General features: G+C 38.4%; 16 protein-coding genes and 1 other annotated feature. Of the genes, 2 read left to right on the top strand and 14 right to left on the bottom strand.

Features of this window, described 5'->3' with window-relative positions; translation table 11 throughout:
* Positions 1-144 precede the first annotated feature (144 nt).
* From mecA to BFI01S_RS04540, 3 genes are all read right to left on the bottom strand, one after another.
* Positions 145-807, bottom strand: a complete 663-nt coding sequence (mecA, locus tag BFI01S_RS04550; protein WP_061791545.1) for an adaptor protein MecA — start codon at positions 805-807, stop codon at positions 145-147.
* A gap of 364 nt (positions 808-1,171) precedes the next feature.
* Positions 1,172-1,567: a transcriptional regulator SpxA gene (gene spxA / locus BFI01S_RS04545; protein WP_009331204.1), complete on the bottom strand. Its 396-nt coding sequence runs from the start codon at positions 1,565-1,567 to the stop codon at positions 1,172-1,174.
* Between the two features lie 474 nt (positions 1,568-2,041).
* Complete coding sequence (locus tag BFI01S_RS04540) at positions 2,042-2,617, bottom strand: GNAT family N-acetyltransferase (protein ID WP_061791544.1); 576 nt, start codon at positions 2,615-2,617, stop codon at positions 2,042-2,044.
* A gap of 249 nt (positions 2,618-2,866) precedes the next feature.
* Here BFI01S_RS04540 and BFI01S_RS04535 point away from each other — a divergent pair, with 249 nt between their 5' ends.
* Positions 2,867-3,055 (top strand): hypothetical protein, encoded by a 189-nt coding sequence (locus tag BFI01S_RS04535; protein ID WP_061791543.1) that lies wholly within the window; start codon positions 2,867-2,869, stop codon positions 3,053-3,055.
* 115 nt (positions 3,056-3,170) lie between these two features.
* Here the strand turns inward: BFI01S_RS04535 and BFI01S_RS04530 are convergent, their stop codons facing one another.
* The 6 genes from BFI01S_RS04530 to BFI01S_RS04505 all read right to left on the bottom strand — a co-directional run bounded on the left by BFI01S_RS04530 (position 3,171) and on the right by BFI01S_RS04505 (position 10,358).
* Complete coding sequence (locus BFI01S_RS04530; protein WP_206698114.1) at positions 3,171-4,343, bottom strand: putative glycoside hydrolase; 1,173 nt, start codon at positions 4,341-4,343, stop codon at positions 3,171-3,173.
* A 403-nt stretch (positions 4,344-4,746) separates the two neighbouring features.
* Positions 4,747-5,682 carry an ABC transporter ATP-binding protein gene (locus BFI01S_RS04525; RefSeq protein WP_061791541.1) on the bottom strand — a complete coding sequence of 312 codons (936 nt, stop codon included), beginning with the start codon at positions 5,680-5,682 and terminating at the stop codon, positions 4,747-4,749.
* Positions 5,683-5,684: 2 nt separating this feature from the next.
* On the bottom strand, positions 5,685-6,752 hold the full coding sequence (locus BFI01S_RS04520) for an ABC transporter ATP-binding protein (RefSeq protein WP_035327232.1): 1,068 nt from the start codon (positions 6,750-6,752) through the stop codon (positions 5,685-5,687).
* Positions 6,753-6,763: 11 nt separating this feature from the next.
* Complete coding sequence (locus BFI01S_RS04515) at positions 6,764-7,681, bottom strand: ABC transporter permease (protein WP_061791540.1); 918 nt, start codon at positions 7,679-7,681, stop codon at positions 6,764-6,766.
* Positions 7,681-8,616 carry an ABC transporter permease gene (locus tag BFI01S_RS04510; RefSeq protein ID WP_048010958.1) on the bottom strand — a complete coding sequence of 312 codons (936 nt, stop codon included), beginning with the start codon at positions 8,614-8,616 and terminating at the stop codon, positions 7,681-7,683. The genes BFI01S_RS04515 and BFI01S_RS04510 overlap by 1 nt, the downstream gene beginning before the upstream one ends.
* A 95-nt stretch (positions 8,617-8,711) precedes the next feature.
* Positions 8,712-10,358, bottom strand: coding sequence for a peptide ABC transporter substrate-binding protein (locus tag BFI01S_RS04505; RefSeq protein WP_061791539.1), 1,647 nt, complete (start codon positions 10,356-10,358; stop codon positions 8,712-8,714).
* A gap of 614 nt (positions 10,359-10,972) precedes the next feature.
* Positions 10,973-11,192 (top strand) — a binding site (T-box leader).
* 109 nt (positions 11,193-11,301) lie between these two features.
* Between BFI01S_RS04505 and trpS the strand changes: the two genes are divergently transcribed.
* On the top strand, positions 11,302-12,291 hold the full coding sequence (gene trpS, locus BFI01S_RS04500; protein ID WP_061791538.1) for a tryptophan--tRNA ligase: 990 nt from the start codon (positions 11,302-11,304) through the stop codon (positions 12,289-12,291).
* Positions 12,292-12,314: 23 nt separating this feature from the next.
* Here trpS and BFI01S_RS04495 read toward each other — a convergent pair whose 3' ends face one another.
* The 5 genes from BFI01S_RS04495 to opp4A all read right to left on the bottom strand — a co-directional run bounded on the left by BFI01S_RS04495 (position 12,315) and on the right by opp4A (position 17,292).
* Positions 12,315-13,061 carry a YjbA family protein gene (locus BFI01S_RS04495; RefSeq protein WP_048010961.1) on the bottom strand — a complete coding sequence of 249 codons (747 nt, stop codon included), beginning with the start codon at positions 13,059-13,061 and terminating at the stop codon, positions 12,315-12,317.
* Positions 13,062-13,188: 127 nt separating this feature from the next.
* Positions 13,189-13,404, bottom strand: coding sequence for a YuzI family membrane protein (locus BFI01S_RS24730; RefSeq protein ID WP_082804464.1), 216 nt, complete (start codon positions 13,402-13,404; stop codon positions 13,189-13,191).
* A gap of 156 nt (positions 13,405-13,560) precedes the next feature.
* On the bottom strand, positions 13,561-14,481 hold the full coding sequence (opp4C, locus tag BFI01S_RS04490) for an oligopeptide ABC transporter permease (protein WP_061791537.1): 921 nt from the start codon (positions 14,479-14,481) through the stop codon (positions 13,561-13,563).
* A gap of 12 nt (positions 14,482-14,493) precedes the next feature.
* Entirely contained in the window at positions 14,494-15,459 is a 966-nt protein-coding gene (gene opp4B / locus BFI01S_RS04485) for an oligopeptide ABC transporter permease (protein ID WP_061791536.1), read from the bottom strand.
* A 96-nt stretch (positions 15,460-15,555) separates the two neighbouring features.
* Entirely contained in the window at positions 15,556-17,292 is a 1,737-nt protein-coding gene (gene opp4A / locus BFI01S_RS04480; protein WP_061791535.1) for an oligopeptide ABC transporter substrate-binding protein, read from the bottom strand.
* Positions 17,293-17,306 lie beyond the last annotated feature (14 nt).

Below are 17,306 nucleotides of genomic sequence, written 5' to 3'. Positions count from 1 at the left end.
CCTTATGGTTCTATTTTTAATGGCTAAATTCCTTTTTATCCGACATATTCTCTTAAAGTTCTTTCTTATGCTCATTAATTGCTGCAATGAAAAAGTTCGCATACAAAAAAAGCCGATTTCAAATATGAAATCTACTTTCATTTACTATTTAAAATGTTTTCTCAAATTTTCAAAAACATCACTTTCAATAATCAATTTACCATATTCCATTACACGGTGAATAGTTTTACTTGTTTCGTGCCCGAATTCAAGAAGAATACTCAGCATGTTATCTATGTCATCCTCTTCAAAAAGCTCTTCAGGGAACTCTGCGAATAAATAATACTTCCCCTCAAAGGAATATAGCTTTGTGGTAATGGAATCAAGAATTGACCGCTTTGATAATGAAATAATGTCTTCAAAATCTTTAAATGATAATAGGAACTCAAGATCTCCCACATATTCGTTATCATTATCATCGGATTTACGGAAATGATGATCAAGCATTTCCTCTATATGTTCAACCACAGGCAAATCTTTCACTTTTTCATCCGGGACAGGAAGTTCAAACTTTTGACCATCCTTTGATAGCTGAGCTTTTGTTACAAGAACCTCCAAACCCTTATCTAGTGCTTGAACCTGGATCCATAAAGGGCCTTCAACAAGAAATTCTTCCTCCTGATGGACTTCATCCATCATTTCCCAAAAGAGTTCCTCACTCCGCTCACGATTGTACCAAATCTCTTCACGGTCAAAGCCTCTTTCTTCTATATCAAGATAAGAAATATAAAATTTAACGGTATGATCATTAATACGTTCGATTTCCATGCAGCAACTCTCCCTTCTGGCTATGATTGAAGGGACTAAATACCCCCAGCAGTCATGTGTTATCCATTTACCCGTAAATCAATTGGTTAATCCCCGATTAAATTGAAGGTAAAATGTATTTTGTACCTTGTACTTTTATTTTATGACAAATTGATCATAAAGGGAATTAAAAAGTCATATGTTTAAAAAAACCGTTAAATGCCTATATTGTCCCAGGTGGTACACCTTATCTCATTTGGCTTAATTAAATATTCTCTTATTATATCCATTTTCCTTTTTCTTTTTTCACATAATAGACAAAAAGACCTTCTTCTGTTAACAGAAAGAAGGCCTCTCAATTTTAAGCATTATAAAATGCATTTTGTTAATTAACCATACGCTGTGCTTCACGCAACTGGTAAGTACGGACTTTTCTTGGAAGGAAACGTCTTATTTCATCCTCATTATATCCAACCTGCAAACGTTTTTCATCAAGAATGATTGGACGGCGAAGCAGCCCCGGGTTTTCCTTAATTAGCTCAAATAAATCTTGGAGAGGCATTGATTCAAGGTTTACATCAAGCTTTTGAAATGTCTTTGAGCGAGTTGAAATAATTTCATCTGTTCCATCTTCAGTCATTCGAAGAATTTCTTTAATTTCATCAATCGATAGCGGTTCTGAAAAAATATTTCGTTCTTTATAGGCAATTTCATGCTCTTCCAACCATGATTTAGCTTTCCTGCAGGATGTACAACTTGGTGAAGTGTATAATGTGACCATTTTACAAATTCACACTCCTTAAATTTAGACATATATGAAACTATCAGAGATTATATTTGTTTAATCAAATATTTCTAGAGTCTTCTAGATTAAAATAACTTTAATCAAGGAATTTATATTATTAATTATACACTAAACAATATTTATTTGGTATAACTTTTTATAAATATGATAAAAGTATTAAACATTCATTAAACAAATGGATTAAGAATTAGAATCTACTTAATAAGACGAATGAACAAGCAAAAAGTTTCATTTTTTTAAATGTTTTTTGTTATAATTGCTTCCATAAAGTTACTTAAGCCTGAGCCTAAGGGGAATTTTATGTATGAAGTTTTTTTGTTTATACTAAATTATTCTATATATACCCTTGTTAATTTTAAATAAACCAAAGTGCTTATTAATATTTTCTCAATTAATGAATGAAAATGAAAACACAGCCATTTACAAAAATGACTGTGTTTTTCCAAATACTTATAAATCCTCTAAAACATCCGTTCCATTTTTATTTTCTTCATAAGTCAAAACCTCATCTACAGGCTGATATGACTTTCCATAAAAATGCGAATCCTTATAAGTATGAATCATTTCATAGGTTTTCTTCATGGCTTCATAAATCATTTCTTCACTTTCGTTTTCAGGGGACCAATATAGAATTTCCATTGTATTGATTTCATTGGTCGCAAGAGACCGCCGGCTGTACCCAATTGATTGTGCGTGCTCAAATCCTTCTCTTTTATAGAACTTGAGCCGCTTTTCAGTATCCGTGTCTTCATAATCAACCGGCTCAACTTCCAATATGATCGGTTTGCCTTTGGCTTTAAGTGTTTGAAGTAACTTATGGCCAAGTCCCTGTCCTCTGGATTCCTTCGAAACAAACAGATAATCAATAAACACAAAGTTATCCAGTTCAACATACATAAGTACATGGTGTGGACCTTCATCTTTATGATAGATGTCTGACCGTTCCTTTAATAAGGTTTCCATATGTTCTCTTGATTTCATTTCTTCAATTGGGAAATATTGATTCAGTTTTTCATACCAATGCATGGATCTTCTCCTTTTATGCCCGTCAAACAACGTATTATTTAAAGAGCATGAATATTTATTCCAGCATGATAAGCTCCCAGCTTTCCTTTCCACTTTCTTTTATACTTAGACTTGTATTATTTCCAATCAGATTAAGTATTTGTGGAATTTCCCCTTTTAATACTGGAAAATTTCGAATAAAATAAGATTAGGGATGTTTATACACTAACTAATCACAGGAGACTGTGAAAAGAAAGATGGAGGTTTATCATGGTTGGTTACATAACTGATTTAACAATTGTTGCACTGCTCATAATTGGATTTACTGCCTTGTTAGGTGTACTAACTAATGGTATTGGAGAAAAGTTTTTTGGCGGTAAAAATAAATCCGAATTCGTGGATCAATCCGCAAGGGTGCAGACTGGATGGAAAAGCGTAGGCGGACAAAAAAAGCAGTAGCCCATGCCTCTATACTATGATACCGTATACAAAATTCGTGTCAAATAATATGTAACTTAATTAATTGATAAACAAAGCAAGAAAGAGACCGAAATAATCGGCCTCTTTCTTGCTTTTATGGTGTATAATCCACGTTTTGTGTATACGAATTACCTGCATTCCATAAAAGGAATTCATTAATCCCCTGTTCGTTCAGTGCCTTTATTTGCGCTTCAACTTCCGTTCTTCCATACTTCTTATAATTTCCGGCTCCTAAATAAGAAGCTGTAAAGTCCTGAAGCCATGGTCTGGAAACAGGCGGACTATCCAACTCTCCCAACTTTTTATTCTCAAGTTTAGCATATTCAGAAACAAGCTTATAAGGTTCCAGGTCCGGTTTGGCTATGCTAAAATAAGATGTCCAGTGGCTTGGATAAATCATAGAAGAAATTACATCCACATGTTCTGAGATCTTAGAAAAATTTTGGCCTATTCCCGGTGCTTCAGGAAGGGTCGCCGTGTAGCCAAAGATATCAACCGAGACCTTTACTCCATATGGCTCAAGCTGCTTCCTGGCATACTCGACAAAGTCAGTAACCGCACTTACACGCTTTTTTACATTTTCAATTTTAAGATCTTCGTAGTCACCCATACTGTATTTCAAGGAGCTATCGCGGTGTTCAAAACCTTCAGGAAATCGGACATAATCAAATTGAATTTCCTGAAATCCCATTTTTGCAGCTTCGATTGCAATTCCAATATTGTAATCCCAAACTTCTTTTAAAAATGGATTTACAAAGGATTCACCTCTGCCATTCTTCCATACTGTATTTCCCTCTTTATACGACCATTCAGGCTTTTTATTCGCCAGAACTGAATCCTTGAAAACGACTACCCTTGCAATCGGATAAATTTGCTTTTCTTCCATAGTTTTCAAGACGTTTTTTGGATCCTTTATGTAAGACTTGCCGATATCATTATATGGTGATTTGTCTTCTGGAATATACGTTAGGTTGCCCCAATCGTCCTTAATATCGATTACCATCGCATTCAAATCGGTATCATCCATCAATTTCACCAATTTATTAAACTTTTCACCCCCTGCTGAATGTCCGGTGACATATATGCCCCTTACAGCATCTGGATATTGAAAATGATAGCCGGAATCAAATTGAAAACGGCTTACTTTTTCCGGAAGGGTTTTCACCAGCGAAACATGTTCCCTTTGGGGGTTTTGTCCTGTTTCCTTATTTTCCTGTTCTTTTGCCTCACTTGGATCGGCTGATATGAATAAAGCTGATACTAACATTAAGGCTGCACCTAACTTTAATGTCTTGTTCACATGTTATGCCCCCTTTTCTTAGTATTCTGCTTGATACCTTCATTATAAAATTATCTCAAAGAATTAAGAACTATCTTTATACTAAATTATCTTTAAAAGTGTTCTTTAAACCAATTTTATTAAAAAAATATCAAAATCCTGTTTAAATAAACAAATTGATGGAAAAATATAAATAATTGAAAATTCTCATAGTAATATTCAGGAAAATGATGTATTATATAGAAAAGTACACATTAGCGATTAAAAGTGTTAAAGAGAATTTCCACTCTCTACACATTTGACTGGGTAATTTACATCTTGGTAATTCCTTTATAGCGAACATTTACTTTTCCAGGATGTAAAAAACGATCTCAGTCGAGATCGTTTTTTGTTATTTGGCATATTTAGCTTTTAATTCGTTATACTCTTTTTCAGAGCAATAAACAAAATGACCAGGTGTTATTTCGCGCATTTCCAGCTTTTCATTGTCAGCGTAATTGTGAACTGCTGGATCATAAGATTTTCTTCTGCGGGTACGTTCTGTTTCTGGATCTGGAAGCGGAATAGCTGACAGCAGTGATTGAGTATAAGGGTGCATAGGGTTATTATATAAATCTTCAGCTGGTGCAAGTTCAACCAGTTTACCGAAGTACATAACACCGATGCGGTCACTGATGTATTTAACCATAGATAAATCATGTGCGATAAACAGGTATGTCAATCCTTTTTCACGCTGCAGTTTTTTCATAAGGTTTACTACCTGAGCCTGAATGGAAACGTCCAATGCTGAAATTGGCTCATCGGCAATAATGAAATCAGGGTCAACCGCAAGCGCGCGGGCAATCCCGATACGCTGTCTCTGTCCGCCAGAGAATTCATGAGGGTAACGGTTAGCATGTTCTTTGTTCAGACCGACAGTGTCCAAAAGTTCGTAAACCCTCTCCATACGTTCCTTTTTGCTTTTTGCCAAGCCGTGAATATCGATTCCTTCAGCAATAATATCGGCAACCGTCATACGCGGGTTTAAGGAAGCATAAGGATCCTGGAAAATCATTTGCATTTTCCGGTTAAACTTTTTCAGTTCTTTTGCAGATTTTTTGCCGTGAACATCTTCACCTTCAAAAAGAACCTGCCCATCTGTTGCATCGTATAATCTGATAATAGTTCGTCCAGTAGTTGATTTACCGCAGCCAGACTCACCAACAAGTCCAAGGGTCTCTCCCTTATAAATATCAAAAGTAATCCCATCAACTGCTTTTACCATATTCGGACGGCCTACATTAAAATGCTGTTTTAAGTTTTTAATTTCGAGCAATTTTTCTGCCATTATTATTTTCCCTCCTTAACTACTACAGGCTTTTCAAAAGTGGAGGATAATTGGCGCATACGTTTTTTTACTGCTTCCGGCGGCTCAACCTTTGGAGCATCCGGGTGAAGAAGCCATGTTTTTGCAAAATGTGTTTCTGAGATTTGGAACATCGGCGGCTCTTCTTCAAAATCAATTGCAAGTGCATATTGATTTCTGGCTGCAAACGCGTCTCCTTTTGGAGGATCCGTCAGATCCGGAGGTGTCCCTGGAATAGCAGCTAATTCAGCTTTCTCATCATTCTCTAAGCTAGGCATGGATGCAAGCAATCCCCAAGTATAAGGATGACGCGGGTCATAGAATATTTCATCTACAGTACCCATTTCAACAATCTGGCCAGCATACATTACAGCTACCCGGTCCGCAACATTTGCCACTACACCGAGGTCATGTGTAATAAAGATAATGGATGTATCCATTTTATTTTGCAGATCTTTCATAAGTTCCAGAATTTGTGCCTGAATCGTAACGTCAAGTGCAGTTGTCGGCTCATCAGCGATAAGCAGCTTTGGATTAGCTGCAAGGGCAATCGCAATCATCGCACGCTGTCTCATACCGCCGGAGAATTCATGAGGATATTGATTTACCCTTTTCTCAGGCATCGGAATACCAACAAGTCTCAGCAATTCAATTGCTCTGTTTTTGGCATCAGTTTTAGACATATTCTGATGTTTAATCAGCACTTCCATTATCTGTGTTCCAACTCGCATCGTCGGATTTAATGATGTCATTGGGTCCTGGAAGATCATACTGATTTCTTTACCGCGGATCTTTTCCATTTGCTTTTCTGTTTTGGGTACGATGTCTTCACCGCTAAGCAGTATTTGCCCGCCTGAAATTCGGCCGGGCGGCATAGGTATTAACTTCATAATAGACTGGGAAGTAACACTTTTGCCTGACCCTGATTCACCAACAATCGCAAGCGTCTCTCCCTTATGAAGGTCAAAGCTGACTCCACGGACTGCTTTTACTGTACCTCCATATGTTTGGAATGAGACTTCTAAATTTTTTACTTCAAGTAATTTTTCCATGTTCTCACTCCTTATTTACGCATTCTTGGATCTAGAGCATCACGCAAGCCGTCGCCAACCACGTTAAATGCAAAGATCGTTAAGCAGATAAACACAGCAGGGAAGAATAAGCGCCATGGGTAGTAACGCATAGCCGCAAGTCCATCATTGGCCATTGTTCCCCAGCTCGCAATCGGCGGTGTTAATCCAAGACCAATAAAGTTTAAGAATGCTTCTGTAAAAATAGCAGAAGGGACAGTCAGCGTCATTGTGACTAGAATAGGCCCCATTGAATTTGGAATTAAGTGTTTGGCCATAATCCTGCTTGTATCCGCACCAAGCGTTTTGGCAGCCAGGACATATTCCTGATTTTTAAGAGATAACACCTGACCACGGACAATACGTGACATATTGATCCATCCAGTTATGGACATGGCTATAATCATAGTCGACAATCCCTGTCCAAGTACAACCATTAACAAGATTACTAATAATAGATAAGGTACACCATATAAAATATCGGCAAAGCGCATCATTCCTTCATCTGTGCGTCCGCCTTTATAACCGGCAATACCGCCCCAAAGCACACCAATAATCAAATCAATTACAGCTGCTGCAACTCCAATGAAGATGGAAATTCGCGCACCTTCCCAAGTACGGGCAAACATGTCACGGCCAAGATCATCCGTTCCGAACCAATGTTCAGAAGAAGGCGGCTGGTTTTTGTTGCTTAGATCATTTGATGCATAATCATATGGAGTCATATATGGTCCAAAGATTGCCATGAAGATCAGAAGTCCTAATAACACTAATCCAAACAGGGCAAGCTTGTTTTTTCGAAATCTAATAAATACATCCTTCCAGAAAGAAAGACTTGGTTTTGAAATTTTCTCAGCTTCACCAAGCTGTGTTCCGACTAACTTAAACTTATCTTTCGAAATCTGCATAATTACTCTCCTTTCTTCCCGCCTGCAAGTTTGATGCGTGGGTCGATGATTCCGTATGCAATGTCAACAAGGAGAATAGATACAAGCAACAGAATACTGTAGAAAACGGTTACACCCATTATGACCGTATAGTCACGGTTGTTGATACTAGTTACAAAGTGCGCACCAAGTCCAGGAATACCGAAGATTCTTTCAATAACGAAACTTCCTGTTAAAATCCCCGCTGTCAATGGCCCCATATAAGTTACTACTGGTAAAAGGGCATTACGAATTGTGTGTTTTACTGTAATTACTCCCCTGCTTAAACCTTTTGATTTAGCAGTTTTAATATAATCATTCGCCAGAACTTCAAGCATGCTCGAACGAGTCAGCCTCGCAATAAATGCCATTGGTGTTGAAGCCAATGCCACTGCTGGCAGGACGCTGTGCATAAAAGTTTCCCACCGTGCTACAGGAAAAATACCCATTTTTATTGCCAGGAAATATTGCAGGAATGATGCCATGATAAAGGAAGGTACTGAGATCCCTAATACAGCTACAATCATTGCTGTGTAATCCGGCCATCTATTGTGCTTTAATGCGGCAATAATTCCTAAAAGAACTCCGACTGCAACGGCGATAAAAATGGCTTCCATTCCAAGAAGAAATGAAACTGGGAAACCTTCATTAATCAAGTCGTTAACAGTTTGGCTTTTGTATTTAAATGACGGTCCGAAATCCCAATTCACGATACGAACAAGATACTCCCAATATTGTGCATACCAAGGCTTGTCCAGGCCAAAATGAGCATTCAGGTTAGCTTCAATTTCGGGAGGAAGTTTTTTCTCAGATGCAAAAGGGTTTCCGGGTGCAATGCGCATGAAGAAAAAAGTTGCCGTAACGATCATCCATAAGGACAGAAGCATGTACAGCAAGCGTTTTCCAATATATTTTGCCATTGTCAAACACCTCCAATTTATTACTATGCCTTAATCAGAAACGAAGGTATATGGGACAGTTAATCCCATATACCTTTCGTCTTAATCACTATTTTTTATTCAAAGTATGCCCACTTGTACTGAACATCACCAAGACCGGATACTGCAACATCTTTAAGGTTTTCAGCCTGTACCCAATTGTTAGTGTAGAAATAGATTGGAGCTACTGGCATATCTTCCATGAAGATTGCTTCAGCATCCTTCAACAATTGCTGGCGAGCTTCAGGGTCAGTTTCTGTTGCAGATTTAGCAAGCAGATCCTGGAACTCTTTGCTTTCCCATCCAGTATTGTTGTTACCGCCATCAGCGTCACGGTACATTTCTAAGAAGTTGATAGCATCGTTAAAGTCACCCAACCAGCCCATACGAGCTACCTGGTAATCCATTTGGTTTACTTTATCAAGGAATACATTCCATTCTGCGTTATCAAGTGTTACTTCTACGCCAAGGTTCTGTTTCCACATATCCTGGATTGCCTGTGCAATCTTTTGGTGCGCCTCAGAAGTATTGTATGAAAGAGTTACAGCTGGAAGTTCAGACGCATCTTTATATCCAAGCTCTTCAAGACCTTTTTGTAAATATTCTTTAGCCTTTTCTACATCATTATCAGGGAAATAACCCTTTTCGTTTTCTTCAAACATTGAAGGTGGAACAATTGCCATTGCAGGAAGCTGCTCACCCTGAAGGATGTTATCGATAAGCTCCTGACGGTTGATAGCATGTGCAAACGCCTTACGGATATTGACATTATTAAATGGTTCTACAGTTGTATTGAACTTGTAGTTGTAAATACCTGCAATCGGCTGAGTAACTAAGCGGCCTTCGTCTTTAAGTGCCTGCATAGCGTCAGTTGGAAGGGCACCTGTTGGAGCTCCAGCCCAATCTAGTTCACCGTTGTCAAACATAGATAATTCAGTATTAGGATCATTGATCATAATCATTTCAATGCTGTCAAGCTTAACTGTTTCAGCATCCCAGTATGTTTCGCTCTTCTCAAGAACGATCTTGTCACTGTGAGCCCATTCAACTAAATGGAAAGGACCGTTAGTAGTGAAATTCTCACCAGCGTCAGTTGCCCATTCTGGGTTAGCTTCAGCAATTTTGCTGTTAACTGGCAGATAAGTATAGAAAGCAGTCAATTCTTCAAAATATGGTGTTGGATTTACTAATTTAACTTCTAAAGTTTTATCATCGATAGCTTTAACACCAACAGCATCCTTTTCACCTTTGCCTGTGTTGAAAGCTTCAGCACCTTCAAGGTAGTATAGCTGGTATGCATAAGTTGAGTTGTTGGCAGGATCTAATGCCCATTTCCAAGCATATTCAAAGTCTTTAGCGATTACAGGATCGCCATTTGACCATTTTGCATCACGAATTGTGAATGTATAAGTTTTTCCGTCTTCAGAAACTTTGATGTCTTCTGCCATTGCTTTCTCAGGCTTACCATCTTGATTGATGCGAGTAAGACCTTCTAACACGTTACGAAGCACAGTTCCAGAAGTTGAATCTTCTGCAAGTCCTGGGTTTAATGATGGTGGTTCAGTGTTGATATTTACTCTTAATTCCTGCGGTACATCAGACTTTCCGCCGTCATCTCCGCCTTTTTCGCCGCCGTCAGCATTGTCTCCGCCGCCGCTGCATGCAGCAAGGAACATGCTTAGCACAAGCAGCATGCTAAAAAAGATCGATAATCTTTTGTTCACGGTATTAACCCCCTATTAATTTCCTCAAACAATCTCTTTACCATTTGCCTTTCATGAAAAACACAACTGTGCGCCCCAGATATATTACTTAAATAGTCTGTTAATTCAATTTAAAAAATTTGCAGACTATTTAGAAGGCAACAAAAAAAGCAAGTTTATATTCTCTTAAAGATAGATTATCCTTATATTCTGATAATTCAGATTAAAAGGTGTAATCTATAATATGTAAGCTATAAACTTACTAATATGCACCATATTCTCGCTATCTGGAGTGATATAGTTTTGTTTTAAATGTAACAAATTCGTAAAGATTATGTTTGTTACGTTTATTATAAATAGTTTAAAAACTTATTGCAAGTGGCTTTTTGTACATGCAATTCCGTGAAGTACGACATTTTTCGTCAAAAGGTCTTATAAATTAAGATTTTTGAGATAATAAAAAAATTTTTCTTTTTAGTTATTTTGCTATTTTTTACTAGGAATTTTCAGCCGCATATTGGTAAAACAAAGCCTTTAAGTGCAGGCTATGACTGCCCTCAAAATTCTTATTATGAGCTTGATTTTTGTATCGGTATAGTTTACCTTATAATATAATACAGTAAAATTAAATTATCTTGTCGGCAATGAAAAAAGAGTAGTACATTTACCCAGGGTTTAGCAGAGAGTCTGTGGAAGGTGGAAACAGGCAGCCCGGTAAATCGAATGGACTTTTGAGCCTCTGAATTTTTTAGGCGCTTCCCTGCGTTATCGGGGACCTATGCATTTTTCTGCATAGGGCAGAGTGACTCAGTATTTGAGTAATTAGGGTGGCAACGCGGACCATTCGTCCCTATTTAATAGGGATGAATGGTTCTTTTTTATGCCTTTTTTATGATTACAACAAAAATTTCTCTTCAACGCCTGACAATTCATGATCTTTTAAGCCGATTAAAGGAGGAAAAACATGAAAACTATATTTTCCGGCATCCAGCCCAGCGGCACAATTACCCTTGGCAATTACATTGGTGCCATGAAACAATTTGTTGAACTGCAGAATGACTACAACTGCTATTTTTGCATTGTTGATCAGCACGCCATAACTGTTCCCCAGGACAGACTGGAATTGAGGAAAAACATTCGAAGTCTTGCTGCACTATATTTGGCTGTTGGAATCAACCCTGAGAAATCCACACTGTTCATCCAATCGGAAGTTCCAGCCCATGCCCAGGCAGGCTGGATGATGCAGTGTGTTTCTTACATCGGTGAGCTCGAGCGCATGACTCAGTTCAAAGACAAATCAGAAGGTAAAGATGCCGTATCTGCAGGACTGCTGACCTACCCCCCTTTGATGGCTGCAGATATCCTTCTATACAATACAGACCTGGTTCCGGTTGGAGAGGATCAAAAACAGCACTTGGAATTAACCCGCGATCTTGCTGAGAGATTCAATAAGAAGTACAATGACATCTTCACTATTCCAGATGTCAGAATCGCCAAAGAAGGCGCAAGAGTAATGTCACTTCAGGATCCATTAAAGAAAATGAGCAAATCTGATCCAAATAAAAAATCATTTATTTCAATATTAGATGACCCACAACAAATTGAAAAGAAAATAAAAAGTGCCGTAACAGATTCTGAAGGCATTGTTAAGTATGATAAGGAAAACAAACCAGGAGTATCTAATCTCCTTTCCATTTACTCAATACTTTCAGGTAAAACCGTTGCGGAAATCGAAGGAGAATATGAAGGCAAAGGATACGGGGAATTTAAAGCCGGCCTTTCTGATATTGTTATTGGAACAATTAAACCTATTCAGGATAAATACTATGCATTAATGGAATCAGAAGAACTTGATCTTGTACTTGATCAAGGAGCAGAAAAAGCTAATAGAGTCGCATACAAAATGATTAAAAAAATGGAAAACGCCATGGGACTAGGCAGAAAGAGAAAATAAAAAAACAGCCTTGGGCTGTTTTTTTAATTTACTTTTGGACCATGCTCCATTTCCCACAACTTCTCAAAAAACGGCTGTCCTTTTATTAAGTTTTCACAAAACTTTTCATGTTTACTTGACCAGCCGTATTTACTTTCATCAAATAATTCATACCAGGCCTCTTCGAAATTCATTGATTGTATTTTCGTATAACGTTCAGGGCTCCACTCCGTATACCAATAACGGATTTCAGCATCATTTTTGGAGGAATGAAGCTGATCCAGCGCCATAAACAGAAGCTGTTTAAGCTGTCTTTCTTTTCTTGTCAGACCTGCCATCAAGTCCGGAGAAGGAGAAAGAATATGGAATTCCTTCAATGCTGTTTGATCATTAAAAGAGTAATTAGCCGTTTCCTGGTTTTCCAGCATTTCATATGCCAGCTGCTCCTGCCTTGGTATTAACCTGCTTTTTCTGATTGGAATATTGTAGCCGATTGTATCTACAGCCAATATGCCTGTCCCATCTGATACAACAAAGCAATACTCCAATTGGATTCGTTCATGATTTTTCCTTAAGTAAGCTTTTTGATAAATGTCATCAAGCAGTTGTTGTGGCAGCTCAGAAAGATCATTTTCAATATAATTAAAAAGGACCGGGTCAATCTTTAGCAGCGGAACCTGGTCAAGCAGTTCTACGCCATCATCTTTTCTCCATTCATGAAAATGGCATACATTGTATCCATTTTCTTCTCCTTCAAACCAATTCACCCAAACATCATGAAGATACAACATTTTTCAACCCCCACTTCAACAAACTATTTGTCACTCAGTATGGGCATCAGGCAGTAAAATTATTCCTATATTGCACTCGCAATCCATTTTTTGTAATTAACATTCCTTATATTTGATGAGACGACTTTTAATCATCCTCATTTGAATAGGGTAAATATATGCTCATTGTTATTATAAAGATTCCGATCGGAAGCAAATAGCATTCTGGACGATAGGTGATAAAATTCCAATATTCTTTGAAGGTATGTCCAGTTGTAAGCAAATTTAAATACCCTATAACACTGACTCCTCCCGAAACAGAAACTCCAAACCCCGTTAAAAGCCAAAATGCCCTAAAAAACATGTTCTTTACAATATTTGTGAGTCATAAAAGGTTTTATTGCTGCCATAAACTCACTCCCAGTCTTTTTTTACATGTATATGAAAAACTCAGTTCGGATATGTACAAGCTATTTGCCTGAAGACAGTAAAAAACGCCTGATTATAGGCGTTTTTTTGGCTATCTATTGGATTTAGGGTTGAACGCATCTTTTAAGCCTTCACCAATGAAGTTGATCGATAGAATGGTAAATGTTAAAACCGCAGCTGGCGGAATCCATATCCACCATTTACTGGTTAAAACATCAGGGCTCCTTGCTTCCTGAAGCATGTTCCCCCAGGTTGGAATGTTCATAGGTACACCGAATCCCAGAAAGCTTAGTGCTGTTTCTGCCACAATCATTGCCGCCAGGGTAATCGTCGCCTGGACGATAATGGTCGACATCACATTAGGCAACAAGTGCTTAAAGATCGTTTTTGGCGCTGAACAGCCGATTGAAACGGCACTCATAATATATTCATTTTCCTTTTCTGCCATAACCTTGCTTCTCACAAGACGGGCGGTACCGGTCCAACTTAAAACACTGATTACAAAAATCAAGGTACCAGTGCTTGATTCGATAAAAATAGATTTTAAAACGATTACAAAGAGCAAAAATGGAAAGTTCATCATAAAATCCGTAAATCTCATAAGAGCATTATCGACCCATCCGCCAAAATATCCTGCTGTGGCACCTACGAGTGTACCTAATGCTATTACAGCGCTTGTAATTGAAAACGCAAGCAGGAGTGAAGTTTTGCCGCCATGCAATGTACGGGCAAATACGTCTCTACCAGACTTATCCGTACCGAAATAATGCTCGGCAGATGGTTCTTTGCTCATTTGTGTTAAATTGATCTTAGCTGTCTCCTCAACCGGCATAGTCAGCGGCTCAGCCAATATGGACATTGCACAGACCAGCAGCAGGAAAACAAGACTGATCATTGCTGCTTTATTGCGCAAAAACTTGCGGCGGGCGAGAGCCCATGGTGATTGACTCTTCGGAGGTTTAACAGGCTCTGCTAAACCAGGCGAAGTTTGCTGTGAAATTGACGGTTCCATACTCTCACCTACCTAACTTAAACGAATACGCGGATCTACTAAACCATAAAGTAAATCTGCAACTAAATTTCCAATTAGTGTTAAAATGGTTAGCATCATGGTAATCGCCATCATAACAGAATAATCACGGGCATGAACTGATTCTACAAATAAATAACCGATTCCAGGGTATGTGAAAATGGTTTCTGTGATAATTGCCCCTCCAAATAGGTTGGCAATATCGAATCCAAGCAGAGTAACAATAGGTATGATTGAGTTTCTTAGAATGTGCTTATTATAAATCGCAGATTCCTTCGTACCTTTAGCTCTTGCTGTACGAACATAATCCTTGCGAGAGCTTTCGATCATATCATTTCTTAAGAACTGTGTATAAGCGGCTGTAGCCATGGCTCCCAGGACGATAGCCGGCAAAACTGTATGTTTTGCTTTACTTAAGTAATATTCCAGTGTCCCTGCTTCTACCCCGCTGCCGATACTTCCACTGGCCGGAACCCATCCAAGATTGATGGCAAAAACATAAATGGCAACCAAAGCTGCAACAAAGCTGGGAATTGCAAGTGCTAAATAGTTAAAGGCAGAAATTAGATAATCGCCAATGCTATAGGCAAATCGCCCAGAGTACCGGCCCATTAAAAAGGCTAATAAATAAGTGATTACAAGTGCTGATAATCCTAAAATTATTGTGTTCGGCAAACGGTCACCAATTAATTCCATAACCGGGCGTTTATGAATAAATGAATCTCCAAAATCTCCTTGGACCACTCCACTCATCCAGCGGACATACTGTACAGGTATAGGATCATTCAATCCCATCTTCTCACGCATTTCTTCAATATACTCCGGATCTGAGTTTAAAGGGTCAATTTTTCCAGATAGTGCATCTCCAGGCATAAGCTTAGCCAAAGTAAATACCACTACTGAGATAAGGAAAATTATTGGAATCATACCTATGAGTCTTCGAATTGTGTACTGTAGCATTTCCATTCCCCTTACCAAACAAAAATTTATTCGCTGGTTAAACTTGTATTCCTTGGAGGAGCATTCCCCCAAGGAATACAGGTTCTTTTAATTCTATTACTCTACAATGTGCCAATTATAAACTTCATTTGGCATAACTCCGTCCGCGTACAACTTAACTCCACCAACACGCTTATTAACAGCCCAAGCATCTACACGCTGTTCAAAGAAAATAACTGGTAATTCTTCATTTACTAGCTTTTGCCATTCGTTATAAATTTCCTGTCTGTGTTCTTTAACATCCTTGCTAGGATCTTCTGGGAAAGTTACCCCCTTTTTAATAAGTGCATCAGACTCTTCGCTGTACCATCTCCACATATTCCATTTGTCAGTAGACAACCAGATGCCAGCTGGATCTGGATCACTGGCAAGTCCCCATGCACCCATGAATGTTTCAACTGATGGATCATCTGCTTCAATCGTGTCATAGAATAGGTTGAAATCTTTGAGTGAACCGCCGTTAAGCTTTGCATTTAAGCCAACTTCCTGCCAGGATTGCAGGATGAATTGAGCACGGGCCTCTGAAGTTTCAGCGCCTGCCATTGCATCAAAGTTAATTGTGAATGGCTTGCCTTCTGGATCTTCACGGAAGCCGTCGCCGTCTTTGTCAACATAACCTGCTTCGTCAAGTAATTTCTTTGCTTTTTCTTGATCAAATTCGTAAGCATTGATTTCTGATTCATCAATTTTCGCCCATGAGACTGAAGGGAAAGGAGTATTTAAAGGTTTTCCTAAACCGTTTGCGAAACCATCGATGAATGCCTGACGGTCAATGGCGTGTGCCATTGCATGGCGAAGGTTCTTATTTTGGAACTTCTTGTTGTCAGAAACAACTACACCCTTCTTCGTGTCATAATGACCCCAGTCAAATGCTATATAGCTATAAGACAATGCGTCCACTTCTTGAGGATTCACATTATCAAGAGCTTTAATTGTTTCCCACTGATCTTTTGGAGCTTCAATAACATCGATTTCTCCGTTTTGTACTAAACCTTGCGTAAGAGATCCATCAATGATTTTGTAAACAATACCATCTAACTTTGGCTTACCTTGCCAGTAGTCATCAAAACGTTCAAATTCGATCATTTCTCCAGGTACAATATTCTTTACTTTAAATGGTCCTATGCCAATTGGATTTTTGCGAATTTGATCTGAATCAGGAAGTTCCTTAGAAGAGATATCTCCATAATAATGTTTTGGTTCGGGATATGACCAAATATTATCAATTAAGTTAACAGTAGGTGATTTAACTGTTACCTCGATAGTATAATCATCAATTATTTTAATACCTTCAATTTTATCAGCTTTTCCATCTTTGTACTCTTGAGCTCCTTTAATCATTTCCACATTAGCAAATCGAGCTCCCTCATAAGTTGGGTCTGCTATTAAGTACCAAGCATATTCCAAATCCTCAACTGTTAACTCTTCTCCATCATGCCACTTAATGCCTTCTTTAAACTTAATTGTTAGTTTAGTATTATCCTCAGACATTTCCCAATCAGCTAAACCAGGAACAGTAGTCAATTCCTCGCTTGTGTTAAAGATGCCTTCATGCATAAATTTCAAGGCATTTACATCATCTTCACCCTCATAGTAAGCATAAGATAAAACACCTTTGAATGGCTGAGTGTAACCGAATGTTACTGTTCCACCCTCTTGAGCTTCTCCTGATGCTTTCCCATCATCTTTTGGTTCCTTATCAGTGCTGGCTTTCTCTCCGCCGCCGGAACATGCTGCCAGGAATACAGACATGACAAGCAGAAGCGAAAGCAGCCATAATGCTGACTTCTTCATTGGTTTCCCCCCGA

This window comes from Cytobacillus firmus NBRC 15306, assembly GCF_001591465.1.
Classification (GTDB): Bacteria; Bacillota; Bacilli; order Bacillales; family Cytobacillaceae; genus Cytobacillus; species Cytobacillus firmus.
Note: the sequence above shows the minus strand (reverse complement) of the source record. Positions and strands in the feature narration are given on the sequence as shown.